Origin of the sequence: Flavobacterium endoglycinae, assembly GCF_017352115.1 — a bacterium.
GTDB classification, from domain to species: domain Bacteria; phylum Bacteroidota; class Bacteroidia; order Flavobacteriales; family Flavobacteriaceae; genus Flavobacterium; species Flavobacterium endoglycinae.
Map to the genome: position 1 here is coordinate 3,492,634 of NZ_CP071448.1, position 21,498 is coordinate 3,514,131.

A 21,498-nucleotide genomic window follows, 5' to 3' on the forward strand; every position below is an offset into this window, starting at 1 on the left:
ATAGTAAAAGGAATTAAAAATATTTTTATAAAACTACTTGCCAGAAAAAAAAGTCTTTGTATATTTGCACTCGGTTTTTGAACAACGATATCCAAAACCAAAACAAAGAGTTAATAGATACCATTTTTAAAGATACAAAGCAATGAGCAAAAGAACATTTCAACCATCGAAAAGAAAAAGAAGAAATAAGCACGGATTTATGGACAGAATGGCTTCTGCGAATGGAAGAAAAGTTCTAGCGCGTAGAAGAGCAAAAGGAAGACATAAATTAACTGTTTCTAGCGAACCTAGACACAAAAAATAATGTTTTTATAAACATACATAAGGCGATTACTTTCTTAGTATCGCCTTTTTTTATACCTTGTCGGTAAAAATTTTCTCAACTTTCTAGTTTTTAGCACACTAGAAAAGTTTTTTAAAGCACTTATATAACTACACAATACATAAAAAATGCCTAAAGACACATCAATTAAATCCGTTTTAATAATAGGTTCAGGACCTATCGTTATTGGTCAAGCTTGCGAATTCGACTATGCAGGTTCTCAATCTGCACGTTCTATTCGTGAAGAAGGAATTGAAGTTATCTTGATTAACTCAAATCCAGCGACAATTATGACCGACCCATCTATGGCCGATCATATTTATTTGAAACCATTAACTACAAAATCGATTATTGAAATTCTTAAGGAACATCCACAAATTGATGCTGTTTTACCAACGATGGGAGGGCAAACAGCCTTAAACTTGTGTTTGGAAGCTGAGGAAAAAGGAATCTGGCAAGATTTCGGAGTAAGATTAATTGGTGTTGACGTAAATGCAATTAATATTACTGAAGACAGAGAACAGTTTAAACAGCTTTTAGAAAAAATCAACGTACCAACTGCACCGGCAAAAACAGCTACTTCTTACTTAGAAGGAAAAGAAATTGCTCAAGAATTTGGTTTCCCACTTGTAATTCGTCCTTCGTTTACACTAGGAGGAACTGGAGCAGCTGTGGTTTACAAAAAAGAAGATTTTGATGAGCTTTTAACTCGTGGTTTAGAAGCTTCTCCAATCCATGAAGTTTTAATTGACAAAGCTTTAATGGGATGGAAAGAATACGAATTAGAGCTTTTAAGAGATAAAAATGACAACGTTGTAATTATCTGTTCAATCGAAAACATGGACCCAATGGGAATCCATACAGGAGATTCGATTACAGTAGCGCCAGCAATGACATTATCGGATACCACTTTCCAAAAATTACGTGACTATGCTATCTTAATGATGAGAAGTATCGGAAACTTTGCGGGAGGATGTAACGTACAATTTGCAGTTTCGCCAGACGAAAAAGAAGATATCGTAGCCATCGAAATCAACCCTCGTGTATCTCGTTCTTCTGCTTTAGCGTCAAAAGCAACTGGATATCCAATTGCAAAAATTGCTTCTAAATTAGCTTTAGGATACAACTTAGATGAATTACAAAACCAAATTACAAAATCTACTTCGGCTCTTTTCGAACCAACTTTAGATTACGTAATTGTAAAAATACCACGTTGGAACTTCGATAAATTTGAAGGTTCAGACAGAACTTTAGGTCTTCAGATGAAATCGGTTGGGGAGGTTATGGGAATCGGACGTTCTTTCCAAGAGGCACTTCACAAAGCCACTCAATCTCTTGAAATTAAGAGAAATGGTTTAGGTGCTGACGGAAAAGGATACAAAGATTACGAATTAATCATCGACAAACTGACTCATGCAAGCTGGGATCGTGTTTTTGTGATTTACGATGCAATCGCAATGGGAATTCCGTTGAGTACTATTCATGAAATCACAAGAATCGATATGTGGTTCTTAAAACAATATGAGCAGCTTTATACTTTAGAAAAAGAAATTTCAAACTACAAAGTTTCTAATCTTCCTAAGGAATTATTGCTTGAAGCGAAACAAAAAGGTTTTGCTGACAGACAATTAGCGCACATGATGAATTGTTTGGAAAGTGAAGTGCACACTTTACGTATGGAACAAAAAATCAACCGTGTATTTAAATTGGTAGATACTTGTGCGGCTGAATTTAAAGCGTTGACTCCATATTATTACTCAACTTTTGAGGCTGAAATTGAAAAAGCAAACGGAGAACGTTTTGTGGATAACGAAAGTATTGTAACAGACAGAAAGAAAGTGATCGTTCTAGGTTCTGGACCAAACCGAATTGGACAGGGAATTGAATTTGATTACTCTTGTGTACACGGAGTTTTAGCAGCAAAAGAATGTGGTTATGAAACAATCATGATTAACTGTAATCCTGAAACGGTTTCTACAGACTTTGATACTGCTGATAAATTATACTTCGAACCAGTTTTCTGGGAGCATATTTATGATATCATCCAGCACGAAAAACCAGAAGGTGTAATCGTTCAGTTAGGAGGACAAACAGCTTTGAAATTGGCAGACAAACTTTCTAAATACGGAGTAAAAATTATTGGAACTAGTTTTGACGCACTTGATTTAGCAGAAGATAGAGGACGTTTCTCTGACTTATTGACTGAATTAAACATTCCTTTCCCAAGATTTGGAATCGCTGAAACAGCAGATGAAGCTTCAAAATTAGCAGATACTTTAGATTTCCCGCTTTTAATTCGTCCTTCTTATGTATTAGGAGGTCAGGGAATGAAAATTGTAATCAACAAAAAAGAGCTTGAAGAGCACGTTATCGATTTGTTGAAAGCAATTCCAGGAAACAAATTATTACTGGATCACTACTTGGCTGGAGCAATCGAAGCAGAAGCTGATGCCATTTGTGATGCTGATGGAAATGTTTACATCATCGGGATTATGGAGCACATTGAGCCTTGTGGAGTTCACTCTGGAGATAGTAATGCTACATTGCCTCCTTTTAACTTAGGAGAATTTGTAATGCAGCAAATTAAAGATCATACACATAAAATTGCTAGAGCTTTAAAAACAGTTGGACTAATCAATATCCAGTTTGCGATTAAAGACGATACAGTTTACATTATCGAGGCAAACCCTAGAGCTTCTAGAACAGTTCCGTTCATTGCAAAAGCTTACGGAGAACCTTATGTAAATTACGCTACTAAAGTAATGTTAGGTCATAATAAAGTAACAGATTTTGATTTCAACCCGCAATTAAATGGTTATGCAATCAAACAACCGGTTTTCTCTTTCAGCAAATTCCCGAATGTAAACAAAGCATTAGGACCTGAAATGAAATCAACTGGAGAAAGTATCTTGTTTATTGACGACTTAAAAGACGATCAATTCTACGAATTGTACTCTAGAAGAAAAATGTATTTGAGTAAATAATCTCAAATTCTATTATAAAAAAAAGGCTGTCTTTTTCGGACAGCCTTTTTTGTGTAAAATTTATCTTGTAAATGGGTTATTTTAGAACTTCCAGCGCTTTTAAAATTGCCGGATCATATTGGTTCTCAATATCCTTTTTGGTATTCTTGATTTCGATTTTTACAGGAACACCAACATCTTCAAGTAATTCATTAGTAGTTGAATAATATCGCTGATTCGATAGGGTGAAAGAAATTTTATTCGATAAATCAGCGCCAAACATATCCGACATCATTCCAGAAGTATTGGTTCCTATTGTGGTAACATTTGGCTGCTGATACAATGAAATGGTAAAATCTTCGGCCGAACTTGCAGTTTTGTCGTTCGTTAAAATCACGATAGGTTTTAAATAACGTACTCCTTCATTTGGGCTTATGTAAATTGGTTCGGGATTAGTGAAGTTTTCATAATCTCCTTTTTGTCTAATGCTTTTATAATGCGTTATTCTTTTTTCAGATGCAAATCTGGATGCTAAAAGATCACCGCCATGACCGCCGCCGTTTGATCTCATATCAATTATAATAGCTTTTGTTTCAGCAAAGGAATTTAATATACTATCGAAAAGTGTAAGCATTAATTGAATATCTTCTTTTTCTTTATTATCATCAAAAAGACTTTCAAGATTTCCAAAACATCTTGAAATGCGAATATACCCTATATCATTGCTTTTGGCAGAATTGTACAAATAATTGTTTTTGAATATTGGTCCGCTCCCTTTGATTTTCGAAAAACCATTGTTTTCTAATGTGGTAAAACTGGTTTCCCATAATTTGTTTTCTGTTCCTTTAAATTCGTCAAGAAAAGCCGATTGTTTTTTTACTTTATAAACGACTTCATCTCCTTTTGAAATTGTAATATGACCATCTTTTAGCGGCGTAATCATTTCTTCAAATATTTCAAGAAGTTCTTTTTCTTTCGTTTTTGAGCTTACTAAAGGACGAAACTTTTTATAAGTATCATCCCAGTTTACTTTTTTAAGTTTAAAAAAAGCATAATTATCCTTAAATGTAGTCCAGAAAGTTTCGAAATCTTTTTCGGGTTTGCTGAGTTTTTTTGAGGCTTGGCTGGTGGCAGTAAAGCTAATTATCAGAAGAGTTATTGCTAAAAACGATTTTAATTTCATTTTGATTTTTGATTGATTGGTTTAGTTTTGGCTAATAATTAATACGTTAAATATAAAATTAAAAATAAGAAAAGCTCCGTTGTTGGAGCTTTCTTTATAAATGTAAGATGTATTTATTTTATGAGCTGTTGTAAAGGCTCTAATTGTTTCATGTCGATTTTTGATTTTTGCAAAACCGACATTAATGTCATGATATTATTTGGATTCATATTTTTACCTAGAACACGAACTACGGCAAAACCATTTTCCTTTCTGTTGGCAAAAACTACAAACTCGCTGATATTTTCATCTGAACCTACATAGCTGATTGAAGCACCGTCCTTACCAGAACCAAATTTCATTAGTTCCTGATATTTTGGATTTTTTAAAATGGCAGTCAGTTTTTTACGCTCAGCGTCATATTCAGCCTGATTAGTGCCATTAGCTTTAAAGGCTAGAATGTTCATTTTATCAAATGAATTTATAGCTTCTTTCTGCTCTGCTGACAGCTTGATCTGTTCCAGATTTAAAATGCTCGACGAAACATCAACTGCAATAAAATCTTTTTTCTCTGTATTCTCTACAAAATACTTTTGTAATGTAGGCTCAGAATTACAACTTACAAGAGTTAGTAATGCCAGCAGGACTGAGGTGAAAACACTGACTTTCATATTATTTTTTACCTTTAGAAGCTTTTTTCAAATCAGAACCACCAGGGAGCTGCATTTTATCTGTTAATACAGAAATCTCGTTAAGATCGAAGTTACCTGTAAGAGACAATAAAACCGTATCGTCATTTTTGGCACCGTCAACAAACATCAGTAATTCTTTAATTTGTGTGTCTGTTGCCCCAGATTTTACCATTATTTTTACGTTTTTACCGCTGTCATTTACTCGCATTAATTCTTCTAAACCAGCTGTTTTGATGTATTTATCAGCAGAAGCTTTCATGTCGGCTTCGATTTTAGGATTTTTGGTTGTAAACACTTTTAGGTAATCTAATTTTTTGATAAGCTTAATGTATTGCTGTGTTTCTTTATCAGAAGCATCAACTTTTACTTTACTCATTAAGTCGAACATCTTTTTGTTTACAATTACAGATGTTACGTCGTCTTGACCATCAAATTTGTCAAAAGCACCTTGTGCATAAAATACATTTGTTACAAATGCGAAAACTAAAGTTATGATGAAATTTTTACTCATATTTAGTTTATTATTTTTTCTGTATTCGTGAATCGTTGATTTCATATCTTTTTTAATTACTGTTTAAAAATTTTATTTTTTGTTTGCTCGTATTCTTTAATGTACTGCATACTTTCAATGCCTACATTAACATTGTTCGACAATAATGCCAAAGCTTTTTGTGTTTCTTTTAAAGCTTCTTCAGGATCGTCGTAGGTTCCTAATTCTGATTGCGCTGTAAGAGCAGGAGCTGCACTTTCTTCACTAACCAATAAATAGGTTCCAATTCCTAGTAAAACCACAACTGAAGCTGCAATCGATAGCCACGCCACGTTTCGTTTCTTAGTTTTTAGTGGAATCGTTTCGCTTAAAGCAAGATTTTCCAAATTCTGCGTTGACTGCTGTTGTTTTACCTGAGAGAAATAACCAAACATAGGTTTGTATTGTTCTAGATGCTGCGCAACATCTGATGAAGAAAAATATTCTTTTAATTGATTTTCTTCGGCAATCGTTGTTTCTCCCTGAAAGTATTTTTCTAATATATTTTCTATTTTATTTAATTCCATAACTGTGTGCATTTACCATTGATTCTCTAATTTTTTTTCTCGCTCTTGAAAGCGCAACTCGAATTGCGGTTTCGTTCATATTCACAATTTTTGCAATTTCTTCAAATTCATATTGTTCAACATCCCGAAGCTGAATTAATAATTGCAGCTGTTCTGGTAGTTGGTTTATAATTTTTTCAACCCATTCTAAACTGTTCGAATCTTCGAGTTTTTTGTCTAACTGCGGCTCACGATCGGTGTAATTATTATGAACTAATTGAAGATTTCCTGCTCTTTTTGATTTGAGCTGATCTAAACAATAATTCTTAGTCATCGTCATCGCAAGTGCTTCGACATTATTGTACTCCTCCAGATTTTCTTTTTTATTCCATAATTTAACCATTACTTCCTGAGTAGCATCTTCAGCTTCCTCAGTGCTGGTAAGTAATCGTTTTGCCAGACGAAAAACTTTGTCTTTGAAAGGATTAACTAATTCTATAAACACATTCTGGTTCATAAATTAAAGGTTATTCGTTAGCGTTATATAGTCAAGACGAGCCACTATTATTTTTGTTACAGCCAAAATTGTTTTTTTATAAAAAAAAAGAGAATAAACATAAGACTGTTAAAACTAAAGGTAGTATTTTTACGTTAATACTCTAAAGCACCAAACCAAAATACAGTTTATATGAAAACAATTTTAAAGAGTGTATTACTTTTGTTTCTGTTGGCATTTTCTTTACAGTCCTGCGAAGATCAGGATGATGTAGAATCTCCTGCAGACTTACAGATAAATGATTTTATATGGAAAGGACTGAATCAGTTTTATTTATGGCAACCAGATGTTCCTAATTTAGCTGATGATCGTTTTAGTACACAAAATGACCTTAATTCTTTTTTAAGAGGTTATTCTGATCCAGAAGATTTGTTTCAGAATTTATTATACAAACCTATCAGTAAATTTCCAAAAGGGCAGGCGGTTGACCGTTTTAGCTGGATTGTAGAAGATTACAGCGTTTTGGAACAAGAACTTCAGGGAACTTCTAAAAATGATGGCGTTGATTATAGATTAAGCTATAAACCAAACAGTACAACAGAACTTGTAGGTTTTGTGCGTTACATTCTTCCAAACTCTTATGCTTCAGCCAAAAACATTAAAAGAGGTGATTTGTTTACTGGAGTAAACGGAACACAACTTACGGTTTCAAATTACCAGTCACTTTTAAATGCTGACAGTTATACGCTGAATATGGCAACTTATGACGGAAGTACTATTAAAACAAACGGAGTTACTGTTCCGTTAGTGAAAACTACTTTAGATGAAAATCCAGTATTTATTAATAAAGTGATAGTTTCTGGAAGTCATAAAATTGGTTATTTAATGTATAACGGATTTTATTCTAATTATGATGCACAGCTTAACAGTGCTTTTGCCTCTTTAAAAGGAGAAGGAATTACGGATTTGGTTTTGGATTTACGATACAATGGAGGAGGTTCAATCAATACAGCAGCACGTTTGGCAAGTATGATTACCGGACAATTTAAAGATAAGATTTTTGCTAAAGAAAAGTGGAATCCTAAAGTGAACGAGTTTTACGAAAATGAAGATCCAGAATCGCTAAATGTTAGATTTGTTGATAAAATTGATGGCGCGGCAATCAACAGCTTAAACTTAAATAAAATTTATATTATTACAACTGACGGTACGGCTTCTGCGAGCGAATTGGTAATCAACGGACTTGTGCCTTATATTTCTGTTATTCAAATAGGAGAAACAACAGTAGGGAAAAATGTAGGTTCTGTTACTTTATATGATTCTCCAACTTTTGGAAAAGCAAACCGAAACTTGAACCATAAATATGCGATGCAGCCATTGGTTTTGAAAATTGTGAACGCAAATGATTTTGGTGAATATACAGATGGTTTAAAACCTACTTACGAACAATTAGAATACATAACTAATATGGGGGTTTTGGGTGATGCATCTGAACCATTATTAAATCTTGCAATTTCAAAAATTACAGGTTCAGCTGCAAAAAGAATACAACAAGATCGTAAAGAAGCTTTACAAACCTTTACGAATGTTAAAGCAATGAATGGTATACGCAATCAGATGTATCTTGAAAAAGCTCCGGAAGGACTTTTAAAATCATTAAAATAAAAAAAAAGGCTTTCAGAAATGAAAGCCTTTTTTTTCCAAAAACTAATAAACTAATTCTAAAACAAATTAATCATTAAAATAGAAACCGTTAGTACCAATTCCGGTAGTTAACGTTTTCTGTAAATCTCCATTTAAACTGTAGATGTATGCTTTTCCATCTGCTGTAAAGCTTCCATCAGCCATGTATATACGATTGTTGTTAACTGCAAATCCATATAAGTAACTTACTGGTGAAGTAAGAATTGGAGTTGTAGAAGGTGTTGCGGCTGTTAAGTTCATTACATAAGCAGATTTATTAACTGTATAATAAATTTTGCCATCTTCAATATCCATGAAAGAAGCACCGTCTAAGCTTTCAGGGAAAGTAACATTAGAAACAGATTTGTCTGATAATTTTACTTTTACAATTTCACTTCTAGCGCCATAAGGACCTCTTAAAATATATAAAGTTCCGTTCTCTTCTTCGATGCAATCAGCATTGTAACCTACTTCGATTGGAGCTTCTAATGTCTTTGTTGCAATATTTACAATTAATAATTTGCTGTTGTTATATGGTTCAGTGATGTATAATTTGCCATCTTCTAAAACTAAACGGTTGGCCGTAGCATTTAATTGAATTTTAGACTCAACCGTATTGGATGCTAAATTGATCACGGCCACATAATCATCAGTATTTCCATTTGGATTTTGTTCTGGTTTATCATAGTCAAAGTACGTGTTTGCATTTGTTACATAGGCTTTTCCATCCTTAACAACACCATATCTTGGATTAGCAAGTCCGCTGTCGATTTTAGCGATTAATTTAAAAGTGTAACGGTTTACTACATTAATAACATTTGAACCACCTGCAATGATATAAGCTCTATCTCCGTCGAAAAAGATGTTTTGAGCAAATTTTCCAAGTAAATCAGTTGGGTTTGCTGCTGAGTAAATGTCTTTTACAAAAACATTTAAATCGTTGCTTGCAAATGAAACAGTTCCTTGTCCTGTGCTTCCTTCATTTAAAATAAAAAATCCGTTGTCGTATTCTCCTTTTGATGTATCATTATCGTCATCGCTCGAACAAGAAGCAAAAAAGCTAATGCACATTGCTATTAAAAGTAATTTACTAAGTTTCATAAATATTAAAATTTTAGAGTTAAATACACGTTGAAATTGGTTCCGGGCATAGGTCTGTCTTCCAGACTTTCATAATTCTCATTAAAAAGATTTAGAACTTGAAATCCGAGTTTAAAGGAATCCAAAAATTTAAAATCATAGTCGATCCCGATATTTGAGATCATATAATCTTTTACAATTTCGTTTGGATCATTATCGGCTCTGGTATAAACAAAACCATTGTATAAAAATTGATAGTATGCCGAGATTCTGTTTCTAGAATAAGCAACAGAAGCGGTTGCTTTGTGGAATGGAACGAAAAAAAGCTGTTTTTCGGTTTCTTCATTTTTCGAAACGGTATAAGCATAAGATGCGTTGGCACTTAAATGATTTTTACCATATTGTTTTTTCCAGCTTACCAAAGTTTCGGCTCCATAACTATTTACTTTATCGGTGTTTTGAGGAGACCAAATACCACTTGATCCTGGAATCCATTGCAGTAGATCTTTTATTTTCATGTAATAAAAGGTTTGTGTAAGCGAAATGTTTCTGAATGTAAAAACGTTCCCAATTTCAGCCTGATAAGAACTTTCAGGTTTCAAATCCAAATTTCCTCCTGGTTCCCAATATAAATCATTGTAAGTCGGAATTCTGAAATTTCGAGATACATTTAGTTTCAAATTATATAACGGACTAAATTGATAAGAGGAACCTAATGAAAATAACAGCGGTGATTCATAGTTATTTGTAAATTCTTTTCTAATACCAAATTCATTTTTCCAATTCGCCCCAATATCTTGTTTTACCAGTAAAGATGCAGAACTAATTTCGCGAACATGATCTCCAAAACTTGTTCCGTAGCCTTTGGTTCTATTATAATCTACAATACCATTTATCTGAGTAGTTTTAAAAAGAGTATATCCTAAATCCAGTTTGGTGATTAAACTTTCAGTATTGCCAGAGCTGTAATAGTCTTTCGTATTATCGGCGTAATATTTATAGTTTTCGAATATGTAAGCCGTTTTGAAATTGGTTTTAAATTTTCCGAAATCACCATCGTATTCTAATAAACTTCGATTAAAACCATTCACATATTTGCTTTTAGTTTCACTTTCTGTTACTAAAGATGTATTTCGATCTGTATTTGAAGTCTGACTGTACAATTTTAGAGTGTTTTTATCGTCAATTTTATACCCCACATTAGCACTCATAGTTATAATATCGTATTGGCCGTTTTGGTTCCAGCGCTGTTCGCCACGCCAAGTATAACGGTTTAGATATTTATAATCGTTTGTAGAACTATTTTTGGAAAAACCAACCTGTGCGCTCCATTGCTTATTAGAAATGTTGGTTTTATAATTTATTCCAATTGTATTAAAACTTCCGTAGTCTAGTTTTAGGGTATTCTCAAAACGATTAGAAAACAACAAATCGTTATTTAGGTGTACAGTTCCTCCAATCGCTCCACTTCCATAAATAACACTTCCGCCTCCGGCTTTTACACTCACAGAATTATAATCAGATCCTGAGATCGTATTAAAATCCGTGCTTCCATTCATTTGTGAATTAATGTTGATTCCGTTCCAGATAACTGCAGTTTGCGAAGAAGTCGTTCCGCGAAAAGAAACTGTAGAAAGCATTCCGCGTCCGTATTCTTTGAAATAAAGCGTAGAATTAAAGTTTAGTAAATCAGTCAGTAAAGCTTCATTTTTATTGATGATGGAATCATTCAATTTTAAAACCGACTGCGAATTGGAGTATTTTTTCAGATTAGAATCAGAAACAATAATTTCTTTCAGTTTGGTAATAGAATCGTTCTGCGCCGAAGTTAATTGGCACAACACAAGGAATAAAAAAGCAAAACGTAACCTTAAAATCATAATTTCTACACTCTTTTTCCCGAGAGCTCGATATTTTGTTATAAAGGCAGGTCTCCTGGCTTGCGTTTTGTTGTTTACCTTCCCATTCGCCTGAGCGAGCAGTGGCATCGTAGTTTACAACAAACATTCGTTTAGAACTAAGCTTACAGTTGCGGGTACAGCTCAAGATTTTACTTGATTCCCTTTTAATGTGTTAATAAAACACAACCTTAAATTTGCAGCAAAGATAAAATTAAAAATATTGATTATTCAAATTTCTTTTGCGTTTCGTATAAAATTATAAATTATTAGCGCTAAATTTCAATTTTTATAACTTGTCCAAAATCTACTTTATTCGTAAAAGCATTTTTTAAGGGCAGTGAAGTCTGATGGCAAATGATGCTTCGGATTATTCCGGCATGTGCGACAATTATGACTGGAACATTTGTTTTTGCAATTTTATCAGATAAAAAATCGCCAACTCTTCCGTGTAATTCTACAAAAGATTCTCCATTTGAAACTTTAATGTTTACAAAATCTTCCATCCAAGGATTGAGTTGTTCCGATGGAATTTCATCCCATTTTTTCAATTCCCAATCGCCAAAATTCATTTCTTTTAAACGTTCATCTTCCTGAAAAGAAATCGTTTTGATATTTTCCTGAATATGTTTGGCTAAAATTACACAGCGTTTCAACGGACTTGTAAAAATCACGGCTTCAGATGGCAGTTTAGAAATGATACTGCCGAATATGTTTTCAAAAGGTTCTGCAATATCAACATCAGACTGACCATAACAAATTCCTTTTTCGCAGATCGTTTCGGTATGGCGCACTAGATACATTTCCATATAAAAAGAAAACTTAAGTAATATATGACTTCACAAACTTGCTGTGTAGCGCCTAAACAATCGCCAGTGTAACCGCCAATCCATTTTTGAAAATAACGTGCCAGACAATATCTTGTAATGAAAACAGGAAGTAACGCTAAAAGAATTTTATAATTAAAGTAGGAGAGTGCTGCCAAAGGAATCAATCCAAACAAAGAAGAACCAAGAACTTCTTTCCAAGTATGTTTTTTGGCAATAGGTTTGCTTTTGCTGGAAGCATCTTCACGAGAATATTCATGCGTAAAAATAATGCTGATTGCAGCTAATCGGCTTAAAGAATGAGCAGAAATGAACAACAAATAAATCAGAATATTGTGATTTGTAATGATTGAAATAGATTCTGAAAGCAGTTTAAATTTCGCTAGAAAAAGCAGAACAAGTCCAATTGCGCCATACGCTCCAATAGCACTGTCTTTCATAATCATTAGGATTTTTTCTTTCGTCCAGCCGCCGCCAAATCCATCGCATACATCTGCAAATCCATCTTCATGAAAAGCTCCAGTTGTTAAAATAGAAGCAATTATTGCAAAAATAACCGCAGATTCTATCGAAAGGAAAAAAGAAAAAACATAGAAAAACAAAAATGAAATACTTCCCACAATCCAGCCAATAAAAGGAAAATAGCGTGTGGCCTTATTTAAATAATCAGGATCATGAGTAATGTTTTTTGGACAAGGGATGCGGGTGTAAAACATTAAACAGGTAAAAAAAATGTCAAGTTGTTTTTTCATTTGAAAAATGAGGATTTTATATAATTTTTATTGAATCTGAAAACTAGAAACTGAGACTGGAAACTTATTTTTTACTAATTCCAGCACTTTCAAAACTAGCCATTTCATTCAAAAATGCTTCTGCCGATTTTAAAATAGGAAAAGCAACTGCGCAGCCGGTTCCTTCACCCAGACGCAAATCTAAGTTTAAAATTGGTTTAGCTTCGAGATAATTCAATAATTTTTGATGTGCTTTTTCGGCGGAACAATGACAAAAAACGGCATTTTGTTTAATAGCCGGATTGATTTTATGAGCAATTAAAAAAGCTGTGGTGCAGATAAAACCATCAACAAGAATCAGCATTTTATTTTCGAAAGCACTCAGCATTCCGCCTGCCATTTGAAGAATTTCAAAACCACCAAAATAGGCGAGTTGCGACATTAACTCGGTTTGACCGGAATAATTATCGATGGCTTTTTTGAGTAAATTTTGTTTGTGAAGTAATTTTTCATTTTTTACACCAGTTCCTTTTCCAACACATTCTTCAATAGGAAAACCAGTAATAACGCTCATTAAAACAGAAGCTGTAGAAGTATTTCCAATTCCCATTTCGCCAAAACCAATACAATTAGAGCCTTTTTGTGCAATATTTTCAACAATGCTTTTTCCTTTTTCAAAACACAATTGAACTTCTGTTTCGCTCATGGCAGGTACGTGGAGGAAAGATTGTGTTCCTTTGGCGATTTTGGCATCGATTAATTTTGCATTGGTTGGAAAATCATAATTAACACCCGAATCGACGATAGATAATTGAATATCATTTTGCTTGCAGAAAACATTTATAGCTGCGCCGCCATCAAGAAAATTATTCACCATTTGGCGTGTAACATCTTGCGGATAATCACTTACACCATGATTGGCGATACCATGATCCGCAGCAAAAACAACGATATTGGGTTTTGTTATTTTAGGATTTAAAGTTTCAAAAACGGTCGACATTTGAAAAGCCAGAGTTTCTAAAGTTCCCAGAGAACCAACGGGTTTGGTTTTGGAATCTATTTTTTCCTGTAAAAGTCTGTTGAAATCAGATTGGTTCTCAATGTGGTTTTCTGATTTCAATGCAAGTTCAGGAATATGTATTTGATGAATCTCTTTGATTTCTTTACAATCTGGAGTTTCTGATTTTTGTTTCCAATGTAATTGCTGCAACATAGGCTGATTGCCATAATTGGTAGCCGGTTTTCCTATGCAGAAATATCCAAGTGGTTCTATATGTTCGGGTAAATCTAGGATTTTTTTGAATTGATGATAATTAAGAATCGAAACCCAGCCCATTCCGTAACCTTGTTCAGTAAGTGAAAGCCAAATATTCTGAGCCGCACAAACCGAGCTGAATTTGACAGCTTCGTTACTGCCAATAGTACCAATAGTAAATTGATTGAGAACAGAGCGATCATATGCAATTATCAGTCCAATAGGAGCTTCTTCGATTGCTTCTAATTTTAAAGATCTGTAAAGTTCTTTTTGTTCGGGATTATCGGTAAGTTCTTCTGCTTTTTTATTGTATTCTAAAAATAGGTTTTTAATAGCCGTTTTGACTTCATCAGATTTAATGACATAATATCTCGTAGCATCAGTCAGACCAACAGATGGTGCCCAATGTCCCGCCTGTAAAGCTTTTTGAAGTACTTCATCAGGAACCTCATCGGTTGTAAAATGTCGGGTGTCACGTCGTGATTTTAATATGTCGTCTAGATTGCTCATTTTTAAAAATCAATAAGAATTTCAAAAATCAATGCCAAGAAAGGGAATTGAATCTCAAAACTTTTTAGTTCTAGTAAAATTAAAATATTCGTTTTGGAATCAGAATTAATATTTATACTTTATTCAAGTGATTACATCCAGATTGAAAATATTGTTTTTTGAAATTGCATTGAGTTTTTTTATCCTTTTATTTTGACTGGAATTCCCGAAACCATTAAAACCACTTCATCAGCATTTGAAGCCAGAAACTGATTCATCCAGCCTTGCAGTTCTGTAAATTTTCTTCCAATTTCGGTAGAAGCATGAACGCCCATTCCAATTTCGTTGGTTACAATAATCAGAGTGGCATTTTCCTGATTGGCTATCGAAAGAAATTCTTTTTTAGCTTCTTCCAGACTTAACGCGACATCATTTTTATGGTCAACGAAAAAATTGGTCAGCCAAAGGGTTACGCAATCAATCAAAGCCACTTTTCCAGAGAAGTCAATTTCGTTTAAATATTTTTCTTTTTCAATATTGGTCCAACGTTCATCGCGTTCCTGCTGGTGACGGTCGATTCGGTTTTGAAAATCCGAATCCCATTTTCGTGCCGTAGCCACATATAAAGGAGAGTTAGAAAGTTCTAAAGCCAATTTTTGAGCATAACTGCTTTTTCCAGATCGTTCGCCTCCGGTAATTAAATAAATCATTTTTGAGGAAGTTATGTGTTATAAAGTTATTTGTCAAAGGTATAAAAACTCATAACTTATAACTCATAACTTTCAATTTCTAATATGGACAATGCCTGCATTTATTGCCGCAGCAGCTGCCTCTTTTAAGATGAAACCAGGCTTTGAAAACGTAATTTCCATCTTCTAAATAATAATCAATTCCTTCAATTAATTTTTCTGTTTTGGGTAAATGCTGTGCTTTGTTTTTATGTGCATTTTTTGTGGTAATAGTCTCTACGTAAGCGTCTATTTTATCTTCACAAGCTTCTTGGAAGCATGAAGGACAAAGGCAGTCGCCTCCCTCTGATAGATTGAAAATAGGCGGATAATCATTGCACCAGCATTTATTTTCAACCGAAATATCTCCGCAGCTGAACTCGGAATCACAGCTGGAGCAGATTTTTGTTTTTGTAACATTCATCAAATAAAAATATTATTTGTTTAAAATTGTAGAAATAAAAGTAAACAAAAAAAATAGAAATTCTTTTACCTTTGTTGTCATACAAAATGTAAAATATGAAATATTATTTCTCTAAATTAATGGTCGTTTTTTCGCTTTTTCTCCTTATTGGCTGTAAAAAGAATGAAACGCAGACAGTCGTAAAATCTGATAATCCTAAAAATAGTATTGAATACGCTTCTGGTTTTTCTATTGTGAAATACGAAGGTTATTCTGTTGTAAATGTGATGAACCCTTGGCCAAATGCTAATGAGAAATTTACATATGTTTTAACAGAAAATAATACTGAAATCCCTGATAGTCTTCAAAAATATACTTCAATTAAAGTCCCTTTAGAATCTGTTGTCGTAACCTCAACCACTAATATTCCTTTTTTGGAAATGCTTGAAGTAGAAAATAAATTGGTTGGATTTCCACACACGGATTATATTTCTTCAGAAAAAACAAGAGCTTTAATTGATAAAGGTTCGGTTAAAAATGTTGGACAAAATGAAAAATTGAATATCGAACAATTAATCGAATTATCTCCAGATTTAATTGTGACTTTTGGAGTTGACAACAACAACCCAATGCTGGATAACTTGAAAAAAAGCGGTTTAAAAGTTTTAATTCAAGGCGATTGGATGGAGCAATCTCCGCTTGGAAAAGCAGAATGGATCAAACTTTACGGAGCTTTATTTGGAAAAGAAGACAAAGCAAAAGAATTGTTTGATAAAATTGTTGAAAGTTATAATCAAGCGAAAAAGTTAGTGAATGATAAGCCCGCGACCTCAAAAGTTTTGTACGGCTCTATGTATGAAGATGTTTGGTATGTAGCAAAAGGAAACAGCTGGGTGGCGCAGTTTATGAAAGATGCTAAAGCCAATTATCTCTGGGCAGATTTAAAAGGAACAGGAAGTGAAGGTTTGTCTTTTGAAAAAGTATTAGACAAAGCTAAAACGGCTAATGTTTGGATTGCTTCAGGATCATTCAAAAGTTTGGATGAATTGCAAAAAGCAAATCCGCATTATTCTCAATTTGATGCTTTCACAAATAAAACTATATATACTTTTGAAGGTAAATTTGGAGCGACAGGCGGAACCGTTTATTATGAATTAGCACCAAGCCGTCCGGATTTAGTTTTAAAAGATTATATTAAAATCTTTCATCCTGATTTATTGTCAAGCTACGAATTTACTTTTGCTTCTAAACTTAATTAAGAATAATTGATCAATAGAAAGCAAAATATAATTCTCTTCAGCATACTTGGTTTAGCACTTTTGTTTGTCTTTTTTCTAAACATTAGTCTGGGATCAATTACAATTCCGTTTAAAGAAGTGTATACTAGTATTACCGGAGGTCAGGCAAGTAAATCGACTTGGGAATATATTATAATTAATTACCGATTGCCAAAAGCTATTACAGCTGTTTTAGTTGGCGTTGGATTATCGGTAAGTGGTTTGTTGATGCAGACTTTATTCAGAAATCCTTTGGCAGGTCCTGATGTTTTAGGATTAAGTTCGGGAGCGATATTGGCTGTAGCCATTGTGATTTTAGGAGCAGGTTTTCTGCCGTCCTTCTTAAACTCATTTTTATTATCCTCATACGGAATAGTATTGGCTTCTACCTTAGGAAGTGTTTCAGTTTTATTACTTGTGTTGTTGGTAGCACAGCGAATGCGAAACACCATGGCAATCTTGATTATCGGACTTATGTTTGCCAGTTTTACGAGTGCAATTGTTGGAGTTCTGACGTATTTTAGCTCTGCAGAACAATTGCAGAAATTTACTTTTTGGTCCTTAGGAAGTTTGGGAAATCTTTCTTGGACTTCAATTTCAATTTTGGCGGTTTGTGTTGGTTTTGGTCTGCTTTTAAGCGCGAGCAGTATAAAACCTTTAAATGCATTGCTTTTGGGTGAGAATTACGCCAAAAGTATGGGGCTGAATTATAAAAGAGCACAATTGGTAATTATTTTTGCAACCAGCATTTTAGCAGGAAGTGTTACTGCTTTTGCCGGTCCAGTGGCTTTTATTGGTTTAGCAGTTCCCCACATTGCAAAACTGACTTTTAAGACAAGTAATCATTTGGTTTTATATTGGAGTACTTTTTTTTACGGAGGCACCATCATGCTGTTTTGTGATATTGCATCGCAATTACCAGGATTAGAAACGACTTTGCCAATCAATGCTATAACTTCTATCATTGGTGCACCAATTGTAATATGGCTGTTAATGCGAAAAAGTAATTATCAGTAAAAAAACTTAGAACCTTAGAATCTCAGAACCTCAGAATCTTTAAAAAATGAAAACAATCTTAAAGACTTCAGATTTAAATATTGGATACAAATCCAAGAAAGGCGTTGTACCTATTGCTGAGAAATTGAATTTAAATTTCAACGAAGGAAAACTGATTTCTTTAGTAGGCGCCAACGGAATTGGAAAATCTACTTTGCTGAGAACTATTACTGGAATCCAACATCCATTATCAGGAAATGTCTTTTTGAATGAAAAGAATATTTCAAGCTATAAACCTTTGGAATTAGCCCAAAATTTAAGTGTTGTTTTAACCGAAAAATTACCGCCAAGCAATCTTTCCGTTTTTGAACTTGTAGCTTTAGGACGACAGCCGTATACGAATTGGATTGGGACTTTAACGCCGGAAGATATTACGAAAGTAAATGAAGCTTTAGAACTTACTCAAATCAGTCATCTGGCTCAAAAAAGACATCATCAAATAAGTGATGGGCAATTGCAGAAAGTTTTAATTGCAAGAGCTTTGGCACAAGATACACCATTGATTATTTTGGATGAACCTACAACACATTTGGATTTGCTTCATAAAGTTTCGCTATTCAAATTACTGAAAAAGCTGACTCAGGAAACTCAGAAATGCATTTTGTTTTCAACTCATGATATTGATCTGGCAATACAATTAAGCGACGAAATGATCATTATGACCCCAGAAAGTGTTGTGCAGGACCAACCTTGTAATTTGATTTTAAATGGAAGTTTCAACAGCTTATTCAAAGATGAACATATTATTTTTGATGCTGAAAAAGGAAAATTTATAGTGAGTTAAGAATTATTGTTTTCGAAGCGAACACGATACACATGAAGTAAATTCTCTAAATCATCAAAATGTATATCTAATTCTCCAATTTCAATCTGTTTATTATTGAATCCAAAATAGTTAGCAAAAGAATATCTTCTAAACTTTGTGAAAATTCTGTCGTTTTGAATGTTATTCCAACTGACGAGATTTTCGTCTTTTAATTTTATTCCTTCTGCATTAATAGTAATTTGAGGACTTTTATCACGTAATTTTTTAATTTGGATATAAATGGAATAAATTCCAATCCCTAAAAATAATACTCCAAAATAATTTTTTTCATATATAAAATAAATGCCCAAAAGAATTATTCCCACATACATTATTAATAAAAAAAGTAAAGCCGTTCTTGAATAATAAATTACGGTTTCTTCTGGTACTGAAATATCGTCTTTGTAAGTGTTTTTCTCTTTCATAATAAAAAGAAGGAATGTAATTTCTTATCTGCAAAACAAATTGCAAATATAAGATTAATCTTTCTTTTTTTAATATAGTTTTTTAATTTATTCTACTAGATAGAACTTTAAGGGAAATTTATCGTGAGTTAAGAATTTTTTGTCCTGCAAGGTTTTCAAAACCTTGTAGGTATTTGTGCTTATCAGGATGCTATTCAAACCTACAAGGTTTTGAAAACCTTGCAGGAATTAAATAATTATTTACGTAATCCAATCTGTCTTTTCGCTTCTCCAACAACAAAAGCAACCGAATTGGCGATATTAAAACTACGAATAAGCGGTGACATAGGAATCGTTAAATGATTCTCGAATCTTGCCATAAATTCTGGACTTAAACCAACACTTTCTTTTCCGAAAACCAGCCAGTCACCATCTTGAAATTCGTTTTCTAAATATGATTTTTGAGAATGCGAACTCATTAAAAATACTCGCGAATGGTTAGGGATTTTTGCCATCCATTCCTCTACATTTTGATATTCGGTTACATCAAGATGAACCCAGTAATCCAACCCAGAACGTTTTAGATTTTTATCATTAATTACAAAACCGAAAGGATGAATTAAATGAAGCCTGCTTTCTGTGCCCACGCACAATCTGCCGATATTTCCGGTATTATTTGGTATTTCTGGTTCTACAAGAACTACGTTTAGCATTTTTTGTTTAGTTATGAATTATGAGTTATGAGTTTTCAATAATTGTCTAATTATCACATTATCTAATTGCCACATTTCTAATTATCTAATTGAAAATCAGAAACCTCTTGAACATCTCCAGCTTTTAGGTTTTGCAAATATACATTTCCAATTCGAACACGAACCAGACGCAGCGTAGGAAAACCAACTGCAGCAGTCATTTTTCGAACCTGACGAAATTTCCCTTCATTAATGGTGATAGATGCCCATGAAGTTGGGCCATGACGCTCGTCCCGGATTTTTTTGGCTCTTGGTCCAAAATCAGGAATTTCGGTAACGATAAAGGCAGAACAAGGTTTGGTTTTGTATTTACCTCCGTCAAAACCAATTTCAACACCATTTTGCAATTGTTCAATTGCCTCGGGGGTTATAATGCCATCAACTTGAACATAATATTCTTTGTCGACTTTTTTGCTTCTAATTTGTTCGCTTATTTTTCCGTCAGTTGTCAATAAAAGTAAACCTTCAGAATCTTCATCGAGTCTTCCAATTGCCATTGTTCCTTCAGGAAAATCATATAATTCGCCCAAAAGCTTTTTCTTTCTTTTTAGTTCATAAATAAATTGGCTTAAGTAGCCATAAGGTTTAAAAAGAAGGAAGTGTCTGTGCATTTTTAATTTTTTGCAAAGATACTCGCTTTATCACATTAATTAAAGAAAGTTAAATTCTTTCTGATTTCATCTTTTTTAGCCATTGGTAAACAAACCAAACTGCGGTAACTATAAAGATGATTCCTAAAATTGGATAATAGGCAGAGAAGAAATCGTGAAAATAACTTCCCACAAAGATATAGGCAGAAGCCATGCAAAGTTTTATCAAGATAAATTCGGCATTTGACCAGCTGGTTTTGATTTTAAAAAAGCCCATAATTATGTATTTTAAGATTAGAAATATAAATATTAAAAATAAGAAAATCCTGTAATTATAAACTAAAAGCAATGTTAAACCATTTAGATTTAAAATTTAGAATTCGTAATATTATAATAGAAACTCAAAATAATACAGTTATGGGAACGAATAATTTAGGCTCCAAGAAAATAAATGGAGTACAAAAAGATATAGACGAAACAAAAGGGAAAAATATTTCACACGATGGTAAAGCCGATGATGCCAACCTTAAAAAAGAAGTTGTAACAGACAAAGAAGGGAATAAAAAAGTGGTAGATCGTGCTCGAAATGAAAATGAAGATATTAAGAAAGCGCCTCATCAAATAAATCCTGATAATCCGAATGCCAATCGCGGAGTCGAAACGGAAGAAGAAGCCGAAAAAACGGTAGAGAACAAAGACCGTAATTCTGATATTGCTTCCAATAGATATCCAAATTCTCATCCCGACAATCATGAAGATAGAGGAAACATGAAATTAGATGAAGATAATTAACAGATATTACAATTTTTTTTGGACATAAAAGCGATCTTAACATCAAATAACATATGAT

Annotated in this window: 23 protein-coding genes and 1 riboswitch; of the genes, 7 read left to right on the plus strand and 16 right to left on the minus strand. The window is 33.5% G+C overall.

Features of this window, described 5'->3' with window-relative positions; genetic code table 11:
- Positions 1-142: 142 nt before the first annotated feature.
- Positions 143-304, plus strand: coding sequence for a 50S ribosomal protein L34 (gene rpmH, locus J0383_RS15470; protein WP_008464848.1), 162 nt, complete (start codon positions 143-145; stop codon positions 302-304).
- A gap of 146 nt (positions 305-450) precedes the next feature.
- Positions 451-3,306: a carbamoyl-phosphate synthase large subunit gene (carB, locus tag J0383_RS15475; RefSeq protein ID WP_207294902.1), complete on the plus strand. Its 2,856-nt coding sequence runs from the start codon at positions 451-453 to the stop codon at positions 3,304-3,306.
- A gap of 76 nt (positions 3,307-3,382) precedes the next feature.
- Here the strand turns inward: carB and J0383_RS15480 are convergent, their stop codons facing one another.
- From J0383_RS15480 to J0383_RS15500, 5 genes are all read right to left on the minus strand, one after another.
- Entirely contained in the window at positions 3,383-4,468 is a 1,086-nt protein-coding gene (locus tag J0383_RS15480; protein WP_207294903.1) for a S41 family peptidase, read from the minus strand.
- Positions 4,469-4,581: 113 nt separating this feature from the next.
- A complete protein-coding gene (locus tag J0383_RS15485; RefSeq protein WP_207294904.1) occupies positions 4,582-5,118 on the minus strand; it encodes a DUF4252 domain-containing protein in 537 nt (178 codons plus the stop codon).
- A 1-nt stretch (position 5,119) separates the two neighbouring features.
- Positions 5,120-5,695 (minus strand): DUF4252 domain-containing protein, encoded by a 576-nt coding sequence (locus tag J0383_RS15490; protein ID WP_239023081.1) that lies wholly within the window; start codon positions 5,693-5,695, stop codon positions 5,120-5,122.
- An 11-nt stretch (positions 5,696-5,706) separates the two neighbouring features.
- Complete coding sequence (locus tag J0383_RS15495; protein WP_207294905.1) at positions 5,707-6,195, minus strand: hypothetical protein; 489 nt, start codon at positions 6,193-6,195, stop codon at positions 5,707-5,709.
- Positions 6,182-6,691, minus strand: coding sequence for an RNA polymerase sigma factor (locus J0383_RS15500; protein ID WP_207294906.1), 510 nt, complete (start codon positions 6,689-6,691; stop codon positions 6,182-6,184). Before J0383_RS15500 ends, J0383_RS15495 begins: the two co-directional genes overlap by 14 nt.
- A 171-nt stretch (positions 6,692-6,862) precedes the next feature.
- On the opposite strand from J0383_RS15500, the gene J0383_RS15505 reads away from it, so the two are divergent.
- Positions 6,863-8,335, plus strand: coding sequence for a S41 family peptidase (locus J0383_RS15505; RefSeq protein WP_207294907.1), 1,473 nt, complete (start codon positions 6,863-6,865; stop codon positions 8,333-8,335).
- A gap of 66 nt (positions 8,336-8,401) precedes the next feature.
- Here the strand turns inward: J0383_RS15505 and J0383_RS15510 are convergent, their stop codons facing one another.
- The 7 genes from J0383_RS15510 to J0383_RS15540 all read right to left on the minus strand — a co-directional run bounded on the left by J0383_RS15510 (position 8,402) and on the right by J0383_RS15540 (position 15,785).
- Entirely contained in the window at positions 8,402-9,454 is a 1,053-nt protein-coding gene (locus J0383_RS15510) for a YncE family protein (RefSeq protein ID WP_207294908.1), read from the minus strand.
- 5 nt (positions 9,455-9,459) lie between these two features.
- A complete protein-coding gene (locus J0383_RS15515) occupies positions 9,460-11,313 on the minus strand; it encodes a TonB-dependent receptor plug domain-containing protein (protein WP_207294909.1) in 1,854 nt (617 codons plus the stop codon).
- Between the two features lie 28 nt (positions 11,314-11,341).
- Positions 11,342-11,540: riboswitch (cobalamin riboswitch) on the minus strand.
- Positions 11,541-11,606: 66 nt separating this feature from the next.
- Positions 11,607-12,140: an alpha-ribazole phosphatase gene (gene cobC / locus J0383_RS15520; RefSeq protein ID WP_207294910.1), complete on the minus strand. Its 534-nt coding sequence runs from the start codon at positions 12,138-12,140 to the stop codon at positions 11,607-11,609.
- On the minus strand, positions 12,125-12,910 hold the full coding sequence (locus tag J0383_RS15525; protein ID WP_207294911.1) for an adenosylcobinamide-GDP ribazoletransferase: 786 nt from the start codon (positions 12,908-12,910) through the stop codon (positions 12,125-12,127). The genes cobC and J0383_RS15525 overlap by 16 nt, the downstream gene beginning before the upstream one ends.
- 64 nt (positions 12,911-12,974) lie before the next feature.
- Positions 12,975-14,654, minus strand: coding sequence for a nicotinate-nucleotide--dimethylbenzimidazole phosphoribosyltransferase (cobT, locus tag J0383_RS15530; protein WP_207294912.1), 1,680 nt, complete (start codon positions 14,652-14,654; stop codon positions 12,975-12,977).
- 179 nt (positions 14,655-14,833) lie between these two features.
- Complete coding sequence (gene cobU / locus J0383_RS15535) at positions 14,834-15,343, minus strand: bifunctional adenosylcobinamide kinase/adenosylcobinamide-phosphate guanylyltransferase (RefSeq protein WP_207294913.1); 510 nt, start codon at positions 15,341-15,343, stop codon at positions 14,834-14,836.
- A gap of 79 nt (positions 15,344-15,422) precedes the next feature.
- A complete protein-coding gene (locus J0383_RS15540) occupies positions 15,423-15,785 on the minus strand; it encodes a DUF5522 domain-containing protein (RefSeq protein ID WP_207294914.1) in 363 nt (120 codons plus the stop codon).
- Between the two features lie 95 nt (positions 15,786-15,880).
- Here J0383_RS15540 and J0383_RS15545 point away from each other — a divergent pair, with 95 nt between their 5' ends.
- From J0383_RS15545 to J0383_RS15555, 3 genes are read left to right on the plus strand one after another with little or no spacing between them, the layout of a single operon-like run.
- The gene (locus tag J0383_RS15545; protein ID WP_207294915.1) at positions 15,881-17,023 is read left to right on the plus strand and encodes an ABC transporter substrate-binding protein; all 1,143 of its coding nucleotides are present in this window, start codon (positions 15,881-15,883) and stop codon (positions 17,021-17,023) included.
- 6 nt (positions 17,024-17,029) lie between these two features.
- Complete coding sequence (locus J0383_RS15550) at positions 17,030-18,058, plus strand: iron ABC transporter permease (RefSeq protein ID WP_207294916.1); 1,029 nt, start codon at positions 17,030-17,032, stop codon at positions 18,056-18,058.
- A 46-nt stretch (positions 18,059-18,104) separates the two neighbouring features.
- A complete protein-coding gene (locus tag J0383_RS15555) occupies positions 18,105-18,881 on the plus strand; it encodes an ABC transporter ATP-binding protein (RefSeq protein ID WP_207294917.1) in 777 nt (258 codons plus the stop codon).
- Here J0383_RS15555 and J0383_RS15560 read toward each other — a convergent pair.
- The 4 genes from J0383_RS15560 to J0383_RS15575 form a co-directional block, all read right to left on the minus strand.
- Positions 18,878-19,327, minus strand: a complete 450-nt coding sequence (locus J0383_RS15560) for a hypothetical protein (protein WP_207294918.1) — start codon at positions 19,325-19,327, stop codon at positions 18,878-18,880. The genes J0383_RS15555 and J0383_RS15560 overlap by 4 nt on opposite strands.
- Positions 19,328-19,563: 236 nt before the next feature.
- On the minus strand, positions 19,564-20,019 hold the full coding sequence (locus J0383_RS15565) for a tRNA (cytidine(34)-2'-O)-methyltransferase (RefSeq protein WP_207294919.1): 456 nt from the start codon (positions 20,017-20,019) through the stop codon (positions 19,564-19,566).
- 77 nt (positions 20,020-20,096) lie between these two features.
- Positions 20,097-20,669 carry a pseudouridine synthase gene (locus tag J0383_RS15570; protein WP_207294920.1) on the minus strand — a complete coding sequence of 191 codons (573 nt, stop codon included), beginning with the start codon at positions 20,667-20,669 and terminating at the stop codon, positions 20,097-20,099.
- A 49-nt stretch (positions 20,670-20,718) separates the two neighbouring features.
- Positions 20,719-20,925: a hypothetical protein gene (locus tag J0383_RS15575; protein WP_207294921.1), complete on the minus strand. Its 207-nt coding sequence runs from the start codon at positions 20,923-20,925 to the stop codon at positions 20,719-20,721.
- Positions 20,926-20,996: 71 nt separating this feature from the next.
- Between J0383_RS15575 and J0383_RS15580 the strand changes: the two genes are divergently transcribed.
- Complete coding sequence (locus tag J0383_RS15580) at positions 20,997-21,440, plus strand: hypothetical protein (protein ID WP_239023082.1); 444 nt, start codon at positions 20,997-20,999, stop codon at positions 21,438-21,440.
- Positions 21,441-21,498: the final 58 nt, after the last annotated feature.